This window comes from Erwinia sp. Leaf53, assembly GCF_001422605.1.
Taxonomy (GTDB): Bacteria; Pseudomonadota; Gammaproteobacteria; order Enterobacterales; family Enterobacteriaceae; genus Erwinia.
Map to the genome: position 1 here is coordinate 234,188 of NZ_LMLK01000021.1, position 12,986 is coordinate 247,173.

At 57.4% G+C, this 12,986-nt stretch carries 13 protein-coding genes; 8 read left to right on the forward strand and 5 right to left on the reverse strand.

Translation table 11 applies throughout. From position 1 onward, the window contains the following. Window positions 1-8: 8 nt before the first annotated feature. On the reverse strand, window positions 9-428 hold the full coding sequence (locus tag ASF13_RS12880) for a CoA-binding protein (protein WP_056236820.1): 420 nt from the start codon (window positions 426-428) through the stop codon (window positions 9-11). Window positions 429-625: 197 nt separating this feature from the next. On the opposite strand from ASF13_RS12880, the gene ASF13_RS12885 reads away from it, so the two are divergent. After that, window positions 626-1,267, forward strand: a complete 642-nt coding sequence (locus tag ASF13_RS12885) for a DUF2057 family protein (protein WP_056236822.1) — start codon at window positions 626-628, stop codon at window positions 1,265-1,267. Window positions 1,268-1,349: 82 nt separating this feature from the next. Next, a complete protein-coding gene (locus ASF13_RS12890) occupies window positions 1,350-1,808 on the forward strand; it encodes a methylglyoxal synthase (protein ID WP_056236823.1) in 459 nt (152 codons plus the stop codon). Between the two features lie 12 nt (window positions 1,809-1,820). Here ASF13_RS12890 and helD read toward each other — a convergent pair whose 3' ends face one another. Beyond that, window positions 1,821-3,875: a DNA helicase IV gene (gene helD, locus ASF13_RS12895; RefSeq protein WP_056236825.1), complete on the reverse strand. Its 2,055-nt coding sequence runs from the start codon at window positions 3,873-3,875 to the stop codon at window positions 1,821-1,823. A gap of 130 nt (window positions 3,876-4,005) precedes the next feature. Here helD and ASF13_RS12900 point away from each other — a divergent pair, with 130 nt between their 5' ends. Together ASF13_RS12900 and yccS are read left to right on the forward strand one after the other, a co-directional pair. After that, window positions 4,006-4,452 carry a YccF domain-containing protein gene (locus ASF13_RS12900; RefSeq protein ID WP_056236826.1) on the forward strand — a complete coding sequence of 149 codons (447 nt, stop codon included), beginning with the start codon at window positions 4,006-4,008 and terminating at the stop codon, window positions 4,450-4,452. Window positions 4,453-4,461: 9 nt separating this feature from the next. Continuing rightward, window positions 4,462-6,597 (forward strand): YccS family putative transporter, encoded by a 2,136-nt coding sequence (yccS, locus tag ASF13_RS12905; RefSeq protein ID WP_056236828.1) that lies wholly within the window; start codon window positions 4,462-4,464, stop codon window positions 6,595-6,597. 12 nt (window positions 6,598-6,609) lie between these two features. Here the strand turns inward: yccS and ASF13_RS12910 are convergent, their stop codons facing one another. Beyond that, the gene (locus ASF13_RS12910; protein WP_056237169.1) at window positions 6,610-7,221 is read right to left on the reverse strand and encodes a TfoX/Sxy family protein; all 612 of its coding nucleotides are present in this window, start codon (window positions 7,219-7,221) and stop codon (window positions 6,610-6,612) included. A gap of 213 nt (window positions 7,222-7,434) precedes the next feature. On the opposite strand from ASF13_RS12910, the gene sulA reads away from it, so the two are divergent. Continuing rightward, the gene (sulA, locus tag ASF13_RS12915; RefSeq protein ID WP_056237171.1) at window positions 7,435-7,941 is read left to right on the forward strand and encodes an SOS-induced cell division inhibitor SulA; all 507 of its coding nucleotides are present in this window, start codon (window positions 7,435-7,437) and stop codon (window positions 7,939-7,941) included. Between the two features lie 344 nt (window positions 7,942-8,285). After that, window positions 8,286-9,356 carry a porin OmpA gene (ompA, locus tag ASF13_RS12920; protein WP_056236830.1) on the forward strand — a complete coding sequence of 357 codons (1,071 nt, stop codon included), beginning with the start codon at window positions 8,286-8,288 and terminating at the stop codon, window positions 9,354-9,356. Window positions 9,357-9,461: 105 nt separating this feature from the next. Here the strand turns inward: ompA and matP are convergent, their stop codons facing one another. Then, window positions 9,462-9,917 carry a macrodomain Ter protein MatP gene (matP, locus tag ASF13_RS12925; RefSeq protein WP_056236831.1) on the reverse strand — a complete coding sequence of 152 codons (456 nt, stop codon included), beginning with the start codon at window positions 9,915-9,917 and terminating at the stop codon, window positions 9,462-9,464. Between the two features lie 185 nt (window positions 9,918-10,102). On the opposite strand from matP, the gene ASF13_RS12930 reads away from it, so the two are divergent. Both ASF13_RS12930 and fabA read left to right on the forward strand, forming a co-directional pair. After that, complete coding sequence (locus tag ASF13_RS12930; RefSeq protein ID WP_056236833.1) at window positions 10,103-11,857, forward strand: Lon protease family protein; 1,755 nt, start codon at window positions 10,103-10,105, stop codon at window positions 11,855-11,857. Between the two features lie 68 nt (window positions 11,858-11,925). Beyond that, window positions 11,926-12,444, forward strand: a complete 519-nt coding sequence (gene fabA / locus ASF13_RS12935; RefSeq protein ID WP_056236835.1) for a bifunctional 3-hydroxydecanoyl-ACP dehydratase/trans-2-decenoyl-ACP isomerase — start codon at window positions 11,926-11,928, stop codon at window positions 12,442-12,444. A 115-nt stretch (window positions 12,445-12,559) separates the two neighbouring features. Here fabA and rmf read toward each other — a convergent pair whose 3' ends face one another. Continuing rightward, a complete protein-coding gene (rmf, locus tag ASF13_RS23590) occupies window positions 12,560-12,727 on the reverse strand; it encodes a ribosome modulation factor (RefSeq protein WP_072166377.1) in 168 nt (55 codons plus the stop codon). Window positions 12,728-12,986: the final 259 nt, after the last annotated feature.

Genomic DNA, 12,986 nt, shown 5'->3' on the forward strand with positions numbered 1-12,986 from the left:
GCCGGATTTCAGGCGCTTTTCAGCAGCCCCAGCCGCGGTATCTCTACCTTCGGGCAGCGATCCATTATTACCTTCAGTCCGGCGTCAGCCGCCAGTACACCCGCCTGTTCATTGATCACCCCAATCTGCAGCCACAGCGTTTTAGCGCCAATGGCGATCGCTTCCTGCGCTACCCCCCACGCGGCTTCAGAATTGCGGAATACGTCAACCATGTCTACCGGCTGCGGAATATCGGCCAGCCTGGCGTACGCCTTCTGCCCCAGCAGCTCCTTTCCCGCCAGCTTCGGGCTGACCGGGATCACCTGATAGCCCTGCGCCAGCAGAAACGCCATCACGTGGTAACTGGCGCGCGCCGGATTGTCACTGGCCCCCACCAGCGCAATGCTGCGGGTGGTATTCAGCACGTCAGTAATCGTTTGATCGCTCATCTAAGGCCTCCATTTGCTGATAAAGCGTGTCAGAGAGTGTGGCTGACACGGGCGACGCCATCCGGGGATCGCCGATCCCGGTTGTGCGTTTTATGATATATAGCACGATTAAATATTTTAAAATGTTAATATGCTGCCATACTGAAAGACTTTGATACATTCGAATTTATGCCGTCGCTGACCGGGCTGGAGAAACAATGAAGTTGTATAAGGTTATCACCGGGTTGGTCATGATGCTGGTTGCCGCCGCGGTACCCGCCACCACGTTAAAACTCTCCCCTGAACTGGACCTGCTGGTGCTTGACGGGCGCCGGATTTCAGGATCTCTCCTGAAAGGCGCCGACGGGCTGGAACTGGAACGTGGTGAACATCAGCTGCTGTTCCGCCTGGAAAAAAACCTTAATCCACTGGCCCACCAGCGCGACACCTGGCGCTCAGCACCACAGATCGTCACCTTTATCACCAACAGCCGTTCGGTAGTGATCCAGTTCCCGGCGATCGGTACGCCACACGACGGCAGGGCCTTTGATAAAAAGCCGCAGTTCAGGCTGGTCGATGAGCAGGGTAATGAAATAGCCAGCAAGCGCGACCGGCTGCTGCAGCCGATCAACGGCGATGCGGAACAGGTGATGATCCAGTACAACCTCACCGGTAAAATTGCCTCGGTGCCGCGTTTCGCACAGTCAGGGCAGCGTTCAGCGCTGGCCGGCCCACCGGCCGCAGAGATGGCCGACAGCCACAGCGCCGCCGAGCGTATGTTGCACCTGTGGTATCAGCAGGTGGACTCCGCCACCCGCCAGCGTTTTGTGATGCTGCTGAAGGCGCTGCATACCAGTTGATCCCGCTTTGCCGCTGGCGCTACACTCAACTCCCTGTTTGACCTGATAATAACATCACCCTCTTTGCTCACAGGAAAGTTGAATGGACCAGACAAGCCGTACCCTCGCGCCGAGTAAGCATATTGCGCTGGTGGCGCATGACCACTGTAAAGACACTCTGATGCAGTGGGTAGCCGCCCACAAAACGCTGCTGCAGCACCATACGCTCTACGCTACCGGCACCACCGGCAATCTGGTGCAGCGCGCTACAGGACTGCCGGTCACCGCCATGCTCAGCGGCCCGATGGGCGGCGATCAGCAGGTGGGTGCGCTGATTTCAGAAGGCAGGATCGACGTGCTGATCTTCTTCTGGGACCCACTTAACGCGGTACCGCACGATCCTGACGTTAAGGCCCTGCTGCGGCTGGCCACCGTGTGGAACATTCCGGTGGCCACCAACCTGGCGACGGCCGACTTCATTATCAGTTCACCGCTGTTCTCCGGCGAGCTGGCCATTCAGATCCCTGACTACGAGCGTTACCTGCAGCAACGTCTGAAGTAACGCCCGCTGGCGTCAGGGTTTTCTCAACTGCGGAACGCCCTGACGAATTAACTCTGCAACAAAGGCCGAAGGCTGCTGGCGATCGACCATCAGCCACACCTGGTGACGGGCGCGGGTCAGCGCCACGTAGGCCAGCCGCCGCTCTTCCGCATCCGGGAAATCTTCTGCCTGGGGTAGCAACGCCGCCTCCATTACCGATTCGCGTGCCGCGGCCGGGAAGCCCTCTTTACCCGCGCTCAGCCCCAGCAGGATCACGTAATCCGCCTGCTGCCCCTTACTGGCATGAATGGTCATAAAATCCAGCGTCAGATTAGGCCAGCGGGTCGCAGCCTTATCGAGCAACGGCGGCCGGAGATAGTGATAGCGCGCCAGCAGCAGCACCCGTTCGCCACTTTTTACGTAACCGCTCATTTTATTAATCAGCGCTTCCAGCTGGTCATCCGGCAGCAGCTGTACCGCTTTAGCACCGCCCTTCGTCAGGCTGTTGAGCGGCTTTTTTAACTGATGCGGGTTGCTCTGCACAAAGCGGTTGGCCACCTCGCCGATGCGCTGGTTAAAGCGGTAGGTGGTGTCGAGCACGCAGCGGTCACCTTCACCAAAGTAGTGATGGAACGCGGTGGTCAGGGTCATCTCGGCGCCGCTGAAGCGGTAGATCGCCTGCCAGTCATCACCAACGGCAAACAGCGTGGTCTGGCTGTTCTGCCGCCGCAGCGCAGACAGCAGCGCGGCCCGCTGCGGGGAGATATCCTGAAACTCATCGACGAGGATATGCTTCCACGGGCTGACAAAACGGCCTTTTTCCAGAATATTGACCGCCTGATGGATCAGGCCGGCGAAATCCACCGCTCCCTCCTCCTTCAGCGCGTTTTTCCACGCTTTCAACAGCGGCGCCATCAGCCGGATACGTTTGCTGAACAGATCGCGCACCGCTTCCGGCGCGCTGTCGATCATCGCCGCCTGCGCGCCGCCGTGCGTGCGCATCAGCCCCAGCCAGCGGTCGAGCCGGCTGGCCAGTTTTTTAGCCAGCCGGTCATCCTGCCAGAAACTGCCGTCGTCCAGCTGCCACTCCAGCTCATCGGTCAGCCACTGCCGCCAGCCGCTGGCCTGCGCCTTCTTCTCGCTGCACTGCTGACGCCAGGCGTCGATAAGCAGCCGATGGCGGGCGTCGGTATCGCTCTCCAGCCGGCTGACCACCGGGGACTTTTTACTGCCCTGCTGAATAATATGCAGCGCCAGCGAATGGAAGGTGCGCGCTTCGATCTCGTCGCTGTGCAACCGTTCGCTGATGCGCGCGTTCATCTCCTGCGCCGCCTGGCGGCCAAAGGCCAGCAGCAGGATCTGGCTGGCGACCGCCTGCTTACGCAGCAGCAGCCAGCCGGCCCGCGCCACCAGCACCGAAGTTTTACCACTGCCCGCCCCGGCCAGCACCAATACCGACTCTTCGCCGTTGACTACCGCACGCGCCTGGGCGTCATTCAGCGGCGAGCTCTCGACGCCGTCGAAAAAGTCAGCGTACTGCTGCAGCATACGCCGGGTCCATGCGCCGTTACGCGCCTGGCGCTGGCTTTCACTGTCCTGCAGCCACTGCAGGCAGTACTCATAGGGTGGACGGCAGACGTCAAAATCCGCCAGCCGGTCAACGGGTAGCGGCAGGGCGGCGAAAGTGTCATCGATTTGCTGTTGAAAACTGCTGATGTCCGCCCGTTTAAGCCAGCGGTCCTGCTGTTCCAGCTCGCGCAGCCGCCCGGCCTGCGCCTCCAGCACGCCGGCGGCAATGCCGCTCATCTCTTCGCTCCACTGCTGCCACGCCTGACTGAAATAGTGGTAGAAACGCTGAGTTTCACCCCATTCCGTTCCGTGTAAACGCACTACTTTGTCATCCGCGAGAGAGAATTCCAGCTCTCCCCACACCAGCCCGCGCTTGCACCTGACCGCCAGCAGCTGGTTAAACGGGATGAGATACTCATGCTTTTCGCCGCTCACCTCGACGCCCGCGTTCAGCAGCCGCACGCGATTATAGGGATGCTGTGCCAGATGCTTGCCCAGCGACGTTGCTTTCAGTTCCATTCCGGTGCCCCTGGGCTGCGGTTATTTTCTTCTGACGACAGTTTAACGGGCGCGGCGATACCGCTCCAGTGCTAAAACACGTTACAATCAAGCGATTGTCCTGACACCTTGTCTGAGAAGGAGCCCCGCGATGCGAGCAGTCCTCAATATTCTGAATTTTGTTCTTGGTGGCTTTCTGACCACGCTCTCCTGGCTGCTGGCAACCGTGGTCAGCATTATCTTTATCTTCACGCTGCCGCTCACCCGCTCCTGCTGGGAGATAACTAAACTGTCGCTGCTGCCGTTTGGCAACGAAGCCGTTCACGTCGATGAACTTAATCCGGGCGGCAAAAGCGCGTTGCTCAACTCCGGCGGCACGCTGCTCAATATCCTGTGGTTTATCTTTTTCGGCTGGTGGCTGTGCCTGATGCATATTATGGCGGGTATCGCCCAGTGCATTACCATTATTGGCATTCCGGTCGGCATCGCCAATCTGAAAATCGCCGCTATTGCGCTGTGGCCGGTCGGCCGCCGCGTGGTGTCGGTTGAGGTGGCACGCGCCGCGCGCGAAGCCAATGCGCGCGGACAGTTTCGTTAAGCCACGGGGATGACCGTACTTCTCTCCCGCGGGCTGCGCCGCTACGCCTTCAATACCAGCTGGCTGTATAACCTGCGTATCACCCTGGCGCTGGCCGGTACCGCGGCGCTGCCGTGGTGGCTGGATCAGATTGTCTGGACTATTCCGCTGACTCTCGGGGTGGTGGCCGCGGCGCTGGCCGACCTGGACGACCGCCTGAGCGGCAGGTTGCGTAATCTGCTGATCACCCTGACCTGTTTTTGCATCGCTTCGGTCTCGGTGGAGCTGCTGTTCCCCCACCCCTGGCTGTTTGTGACAGGCCTGGCAATCTCCAGCTGGGGCTTTATTTTACTGGGTGCGTTGGGGCCACGTTACGCCACCATCGCTTTTGGCGCCGTGCTGATCGCTATTTACACCATGCTTGGCATCAACCTGTTTGAGCAGTGGTATCTGCAGCCGCTGTTACTGCTGCTGGGGGCCGTGTGGTACAACCTGCTGACCCTGAGCGGACACCTGTTGTTTCCGATCCGCCCGCTGCAGGATAATCTCTCCCGCTGCTTCAGCCAGCTGGCGCAGTACCTCGAGGCGAAAGCCAGCCTGTTTGATCCGGACCTGGAACAGAATGACCGCCAGGCATTGATCGCCGTTGCAATGGAAAACAGCAAGCTGGTGGCTGTGCTTAACCAGGCGAAAAGTTCGATCCAATCGCGTCTGCGCGGCGATCGGGGCCAGCGCGGCACCCGACGCACGCTGCACTTCTATTTTGTCGCGCAGGATATTCATGAGCGTGCCAGCTCGTCGCACGTGCAGTACCACCACCTGCGTCAGTCATGGGGAGCCAGCGATATCCTGTTCCGCTTCCAGCGTCTGCTGACGCTGCAGGCGCGCGCCTGTGAGCAGCTGTCGCAGGCGATTCTGCTGCGCGTGCCCTACCAGCACGATCTGCGTTTCGAAAGGATGTTCCACAACCTCAACGCCACGCTGGCGCGTCTGGACGCACAGCAACCGGACAGCACCGAGCTGCAGGCGATGCACTATCTGCTCAATAACCTGAAGGCGATCGACGCCCAGCTGGCTACCATTGAGTCCGAACAGGGTCCGCCCGGCACACCGCCGTCCGATCAGCGGCTGTCCAGCGACGGGCTGACCGGCTGGGGTGATATCCGCCTGCGGCTCAGCCGCCATCTCAGCCCGGAATCGCCGCTGTTTCGTCATGCGGTTCGCCTGTCGCTGCTGCTATGCACCGGCTATGCCTTTATTCAGCTGACCGGGCTGCAGCATGGTTACTGGATCCTGCTGACCAGCCTGTTCGTCTGCCAGCCCAACTACAGCGCCACCCGCCGCAGGCTGACGCTGCGTATTCTCGGTACGCTGGCAGGCATCGCCATCGGCCTGCCTCTGCTGTGGCTGGTTCCCTCTACCGAGGGGCAACTGCTGCTGATCGTACTGTTCGGCGTGCTGTTTTTTGCCTTCCGCACCGTGCAGTACGCGCATGCCACCCTGTTTATCACCCTGCTGGTGCTGTTCTGCTTCAACCTGCTGGGAGAGGGTTTTGAGGTGGCGCTACCGCGCATCATTGATACCCTACTGGGCTGCGGGCTCGCCTGGCTGGCGGTGATGTTTATCTGGCCTGACTGGCGGTTCCGCCGGCTGCCCGCCGTGGCACAGCGTACCCTGAACGCCAACTGCCGCTATCTGGATGCGATTCTGGTGCAGTATCACCAGGGTAAGGACAACCGGCTCGACTATCGTGTGGCACGCCGCGATGCGCACAACGCCGACGCCGAGCTGGCATCGGTGGTATCCAGCCTGTCGGCCGATAACAAAAGCGATCGGGCGTTACGGGAAGCGGCATTTCGACTACTGGGCCTGAACCATCTGTTCCTCAGCTATATTTCCGCACTGGGCGCGCACCGTGAACGGCTGGAAAGCAGTGAAATGCTGCAACTGCTGGATGACGCCGTCTGCTATGTCGATGACATTCTGCACGCGGACGTCGCCAGTGAAGACCGCGCACAGAGGATGATCGACAACCTCGCCGAGCGTATTCAACACCAGGAGAGTCAGGTCAATACCAAAGAGCCACTGGTGCTGCAGCAGGTCGGTTTACTGGTCGATCTGCTCCCTGGAATTGCCCGGCTGAACAGACAGTTAGCCAGCCGGTAAGACCTGAAACGGTTATCGCCGGTCGCGCTGCGCATTCATGTAAAACCAGATGCGCAGCTCCTCCTTCACCGCACGCGGCAGGGCTTCGTAATGGCGGCCGACAATTGCCCCCTCCAGCGCGAGGAGTGCGGCAAGGCCAAGGTTTTTATTGCAGGCCCGTAGTTTCAGCCAGCACTGTTTCGCTCCCTGCTGACGGAGATGGTTGATGGTATAAATACCCACCTGGCGCAGCAGCATCTCCATACGAAACCCCATATTGGGCAGATCTTTAATCCGCCGGTTGCTGATGCGCGCCTCGCGCTGCCGCTGGGCACCTTTCAGGCACAGGCTGGAGAGCGCCACCAGTTGATCGCTGTCCGACCAGAGCGCGTTGTCTACCCGATAGTAGTTCATCTCAACCGGCACGCCGCGCTTATGCATACTTAGCGGCACCATTTTACGTTCCGCGATGTAGGGCTGCACCTGTTCACAAGCCCGCAGGTAGAGTTCCCCCTCCGCCACCACCGCGAATACGGTCTTTTCTACCGAGAGACAATAGCCGCCAAATTGCGTGCGTGATTCCACGCAGCCCAGCGCGGCCAGACGCTGTTTGGTGGCTTCAATTCTATCCTTTGAACTTTTCATCATCATCCTCCGCGTCGCTTAAGAAAACTCTCACAACTTCCTTTAAATCAACGCACTGAGGATGCCGCTTCCCCTGTTACTCGTTCAATCAATAATTTAGATAACGCCGTTTTAGATTGCGATTTTGAGAGACGTCATCAAAAAATAAGGTTGATCTTTGCTCAGCAGCCATATACTGTATATTCATACAGTAACAACGTGAGCGAAGACATCATGCGTACTCATTCCCTGAAATCTCAGTCTGTTAACAGCACCTGGCATGGAGCAGCGCGCGGCACCCCCTCCCCTGCCTGCGCCAGCGGCATGGTCAGCGAACTGGTTTACAGTCAGAATCAACCCGGCATGACTCAGCTGTTACTTCTGCCGCTGCTGCAGCAACTGAGTACCCAGTCTCGCTGGCAGCTGTGGCTAAACCCGCAACAAAAGCTAAGCCGTCACTGGTTGCTGCAGTCAGGGCTGCCGTTGGAAAAAATGATGCAGGCCCCCCACTCAGGTTCGATTGCGACCGTGGAAGCGATGATCAAAGCGTTGCAAACCGGAAATTACAGTGTGGTGCTGGGCTGGTTTGATGAGGAAATATCAGAAATCGACCGGCAGCGGCTGGAGCAGGCCGCCGGTTCAGGCCAGGCGCTTGGTTTAATAATGCGGCCAGAACGCTCAGTTTCTGCGCAGGAGAGACCGTTAAAAGGATTAAAAATTCACTCGAGTTTGTATCATTAAGTAAAAATAGGATTTTTCTCAGGATTTTTCGTTGTGCAATGCCGTGCGGGCCTCCGATTATGTCATACCGGGGCTCAGGGATGATTTGGCTGGGGATTTAGACCGTCATTCACCCTCAGAATTCACTCGGAAATGTTAAAAGTTTTGTAAGAAACGCCCTTTTTTTGCTGAGTGGCCTCACATCTTACTTGTAAGTTTGCCGGTACGTTGTAGACTTTATCTCGCCAGGGTGCTCAAAAACCTCCTTTTTTGGAAGAGTCATAAATGAGCTCATAGCCCGGCAAGGATAACCAAAGAGCTTATTTTAAGCTCATTGCCTATTTGGATGATAACGAGGCGCAAAAATGAAAAAGACAGCTATCGCAATTGCAGTGGCACTGGCTGGCTTCGCTACCGTAGCGCAGGCCGCCCCTAAAGATGACACCTGGTACACCGGTGCTAAACTGGGCTGGTCTCAGTACCATGACACAGGTTACTACGGTAACGGTTACGAAAACAACAATGGTCCTACCCACGAAAATCAGCTGGGCGCGGGTGCATTCGGTGGTTATCAGGCTAACCAGTACCTGGGCTTCGAGCTGGGTTATGACTGGCTGGGCCGTATGCCTTACAAAGGCACCGTGACCAATGGCGCATTCAAAGCGCAGGGCGTGCAGCTGGCAGCTAAACTGAGCTACCCAGTGCTGGACAACCTGGACGTGTACACCCGTCTGGGTGGTATGGTATGGCGTGCAGACTCCACTCAGAAACGTTCTGATGGCAGCCGCATCTCTGACCACGACACCGGTGTTTCTCCACTGGCCGCGGTTGGTGTTGAATACGCACTGACCCCTGAGTGGGCTACCCGTCTGGACTACCAGTGGACCAACAATATCGGCGACGCCGGTACTGTGGGCACCCGTCCTGACAACGCCTTGCTGAGCGTAGGTGTTTCTTACCGCTTCGGTCAGGAAGAAGCTGCTGCACCGGTTGTTGCTCCGGCACCAGCCCCGGCTCCAGTTGTTGAAACCAAGCGTTTCACTCTGAAGTCTGACGTGCTGTTCAACTTCAACAAATCTACCCTGAAGCCAGAAGGCAAGCAGGCTCTGGATCAGCTGTACACCCAGCTGAGCAACCTGGATCCGAAAGACGGTTCAGTAGTTGTTCTGGGCTACACCGACCGTATCGGTTCAGAGCAGTACAACCAGAAACTGTCTGAGCAGCGCGCTCAGTCTGTGGTTGACTACCTGGTCTCTAAAGGTATCCCGGCTAACAAAGTTTCTGCACGTGGCCAGGGTAAATCTAACCCGGTTACCGGCAGCACCTGTGACAGCGTGAAAGGCCGTGCGGCCCTGATCGACTGCCTGGCGCCAGACCGTCGTGTAGAGATCGAAGTTAAAGGCATCAAAGACGTTGTGACTCAGCCACAGGCTTAAGTCATCCCGTGATGCAAAAAAACCCCGCTCTGCGGGGTTTTTTATTGTCCTGATTTTGTGCAGTACGGGCGATACCTGCATCGGGTTAACGTACCGTTCCTGACGTTACTCCGGTTTGCCAAGCATATCCTTTAGTCCCTGCTTCAGTGAAGACATCTGGCTGGCGTACTCTTCTTTGCGTTCGGCATCTTCAATCAGCTGCACGATGGTTTCCGACAGCGTGCTGTCACGACGCTGGGCCAGACCGGCAAGGCGCTGCCAGACAAGATACTCCAGATCGATGGATTTCTTACGCGTGTGCTGATGTTCCGCATTGAAATGACGCTTGCGGCGGGCGCGGATGGTCTGTTTCATCCGGTTTTCAAGCAGCGGATTGATGTGTGCAGCAATCCAGTTGGCGACGTCAACCGGCCGGTTCTCCATCGCCAGCAGCTCCTCCACCACCGCCTGGGCGGCGCTCTGCTCAATATAACGCGTGATCAATTCTCCCTCGCGGTGTTTTTTCACCAGGTACTTCCATTTCCACCCGCTTTCAAGATTTTCCAGTTGCTGATATTTCATCGGAATCTCATGCTGATCACATAACGACTTAAGAATAACAGCTTTTTTTCATCTGGCAGTAAAGAAAACCGACGAGGTGAGATGAATAATGTGTCTGCCGCCGCGTAAGCGCATGTCTGCGGTGCTTAACAGGCTGAATTATTGTATAATGCTGCTTTTATTCCAATGTGAAAAATACGATAACTTTGACCAGCAACCAACTCGAGTGGCGTGCCCTACAGCCCGATACTGAACGCTTTCAACATCTTCTTTCCCAGGACGTTGTTGCCGATGCAGAGTGCTTTGCCTCGGTACAGTCGCGCCTGTTTAATGGCCTGAACCTGTTCCTGCAAACCCCGGCAAAAGTACCGCTTATGCTGGTTAAATGTGCCGAAAGTGCTGAATATCTGGCTTTACTGCACCGTATCCTCTCCTCCCTGCACGAGGATGAACCGGATGCGCTGTATGGTGGTTCTTATCAGATCGACGGTACGACCGTTCACTGGCATCCGGCACAGAGCACCGGCGAGCCGTTCGCCAGTGAAGGCGGCGTCCATTGCGCCGACTGGATTGAAGCCGAGCAGCTGTTTGGCTGCGTGCGCCAGTACCAGGGCAACGTCCAGCTGACGCCGGGGCTGGTTCACCAGGCCAACGGCGGTGTGCTGATCCTGTCGCTGCGCACGCTGGTGGCACAGCCGCTGCTGTGGATGCGGCTGAAGCAGATGCTGACCACCGGCCAGTTCATCTGGTACTCGCAGGATGAAACCCGCCCGCTGCCGCTGGCGATACCCGCGATGCCGTTGAGTTTCCGCCTGCTGCTGATCGGCGAACGCGACGTGCTGGCCGATTTCCAGGAGATCGAGCCGGAACTGGCCGCGCAGGCGCTGTACGCTGAATTTGAAGAAAATATTCAGCTGGCGGAAGATGAAGAGTTCAGCCAGTGGCAACAGTGGGTGACCGGTATCGCTCAGGACCTGGGCTATGAGGCCCCGGCTGCCGACTTCTGGCCGTTACTGGTGCGTGAAGGCGCGCGTTACACCGGCGATCAGGATACGCTGCCGCTCGATCCCCTGTGGCTGACCAGCCAGTTGCAGGAGGCCGCCCTGTACAGTGAGGCCGGCCTGCTCAGCGGTGAAAACCTCAGCGATGCGTTGACCACCCGCGAATGGCGTGAAGGCTTCCTCAGTGAGCGGATCCGTGATGACATCCTGCTCGATCAGATCCTGATTGAAACCGAGGGTGAGGCCGTTGGCCAGATTAACGCCCTCTCGGTGATCGAATTTCCCGGCCATCCGCGGGCGTTTGGCGAACCGTCACGCATCAGCTGCGTGGTACACATCGGCGACGGTGAGTTCACCGACGTTGAGCGCAAGGCCGAGCTGGGCGGCAATATTCACGCCAAGGGCATGATGATCATGCAGGCGTGGCTGATGGCCGAACTGGACCTGGATCAACAACTGCCCTTCTCGGCGTCGATTGTGTTTGAACAGTCCTACGCCGAAGTGGACGGTGACAGCGCCTCGCTGGCTGAACTCTGCGCGCTGGTCAGTGCTCTGGCTGACCAGCCGATCAATCAGCAGATTGCGGTCACCGGCTCCGTCGACCAGTTTGGCCGCGTGCAGCCGGTCGGCGGCCTGAATGAAAAAATTGAAGGCTTCTTCGCCATCTGCAACCAGCGCACCCTGTCAGGCAGCCAGGGGATTATCATCCCGACGGCCAACGTGCGTCATCTCTCGTTACAGCAGGAGGTGGTGGACGCGGTGCGTGAGGGTAAATTCCACCTGTGGGCCGTCTCAGGCGTGGAAGAGGCGCTGCCGCTGTTAACCGGCGTGGAATGGTACAAAGAGAAGCAGCCTTGCCTGTTACAGTCCATTCAGGAGCGTATCGCACAATTCAACCTGCCAGACGCGCGTCAGCGCCCCTGGCCGCTGCGCTGGTTAAACTGGTTCAACCAGCGCTGACAGGGCTTGCTCAGCTTACACGTGTTCGCTAAACTTCGTGCTTCATTAAAATAAGGCTTATAGAGAATATGGTAGATAAACGCGAATCCTATACAAAAGAAGACCTGATCGCTTCTGGTCGCGGTGAACTGTTCGGTGCTGAAGGCCCGCCACTGCCGTCCGGCAACATGCTGATGATGGACCGTGTAGTTAAAATGACCGAAGACGGCGGTAACTACGGTAAAGGCTTCGTGGAAGCAGAGCTGGATATCAATCCGGACCTGTGGTTCTTCGGCTGCCACTTTATCGGCGATCCGGTGATGCCTGGCTGCCTCGGCCTCGATGCCATGTGGCAGCTGGTTGGCTTCTACCTCGGCTGGTTAGGCGCTGAAGGAAAAGGCCGCGCGCTGGGCGTGGGCGAAGTGAAATTTACCGGCCAGGTACTGCCGACCGCGAAGAAAGTCTCTTACCGCATCCACTTCAAGCGTGTGATCAACCGCAAGCTGGTGATGGGCGTGGCGGACGGTGAAGTGCTGGTTGACGGTAACGTAATTTATACAGCCACCGACCTGAAAGTGGGCCTGTTTAAAGACACTACCGCGTTCTGATAGTTTTGCCCCCGCGTTCACCCCCGGCAGAATATTGCCGTGCAGGGTGAACCGCGGGGTACAAAACGAAAACCTCCGCTTAAGCGGAGGTTCATTCCTTTTCTGTGAACAGGGGTTACGCGTTAACCGTCCTGTCCTCCATGGCCTGTCGCCAGCCTCCCAACCAGTGAGATCGTGCATCCAGTAATTGGTATGGACACATCTCTTTAGAGCGCCCGGTAATGCCGGCCTGATAACCTCTTGAATGTGCCCGATCCAGGCGATCTCGTTTCTGTCTCTTCATGCCGCGTTTCCCTCATCTGAGTCTTGGAATCTGGTGGAAAGAAAACAGTGGTTAGATTGTGCGCAACCACAGGACAGTTTTACCCCGGCTAAAATGAAAGATCAACGCGCAATTTTCACGCCAGCGTCATAATAGTGACGTAAAAAAATCGTAATCAGCGTGACTTTTTTTAGCGAAAAGCACCCTAACCTGCTGACGGGACGAAAAAAAACCTTTGATTCTGAAAATTCTGAATTTTCAAAAATCAAAGGCTTAGGCA

Coding starts and splice junctions, on each gene's coding strand:
- fabA (WP_056236835.1), top strand. CDS start 11,926: ATGGTAGATAAACGCGAATCCTATACAAAAGAAGACCTGATCGCTTCT.
- rmf (WP_072166377.1), bottom strand. CDS start 12,727: ATGAAGAGACAGAAACGAGATCGCCTGGATCGGGCACATTCAAGAGGT.
- yccS (WP_056236828.1), top strand. CDS start 4,462: ATGACCGTACTTCTCTCCCGCGGGCTGCGCCGCTACGCCTTCAATACC.
- matP (WP_056236831.1), bottom strand. CDS start 9,917: ATGAAATATCAGCAACTGGAAAATCTTGAAAGCGGGTGGAAATGGAAG.
- ASF13_RS12885 (WP_056236822.1), top strand. CDS start 626: ATGAAGTTGTATAAGGTTATCACCGGGTTGGTCATGATGCTGGTTGCC.
- ASF13_RS12900 (WP_056236826.1), top strand. CDS start 4,006: ATGCGAGCAGTCCTCAATATTCTGAATTTTGTTCTTGGTGGCTTTCTG.
- ompA (WP_056236830.1), top strand. CDS start 8,286: ATGAAAAAGACAGCTATCGCAATTGCAGTGGCACTGGCTGGCTTCGCT.
- sulA (WP_056237171.1), top strand. CDS start 7,435: ATGCGTACTCATTCCCTGAAATCTCAGTCTGTTAACAGCACCTGGCAT.
- ASF13_RS12890 (WP_056236823.1), top strand. CDS start 1,350: ATGGACCAGACAAGCCGTACCCTCGCGCCGAGTAAGCATATTGCGCTG.
- ASF13_RS12910 (WP_056237169.1), bottom strand. CDS start 7,221: ATGAAAAGTTCAAAGGATAGAATTGAAGCCACCAAACAGCGTCTGGCC.
- helD (WP_056236825.1), bottom strand. CDS start 3,875: ATGGAACTGAAAGCAACGTCGCTGGGCAAGCATCTGGCACAGCATCCC.
- ASF13_RS12880 (WP_056236820.1), bottom strand. CDS start 428: ATGAGCGATCAAACGATTACTGACGTGCTGAATACCACCCGCAGCATT.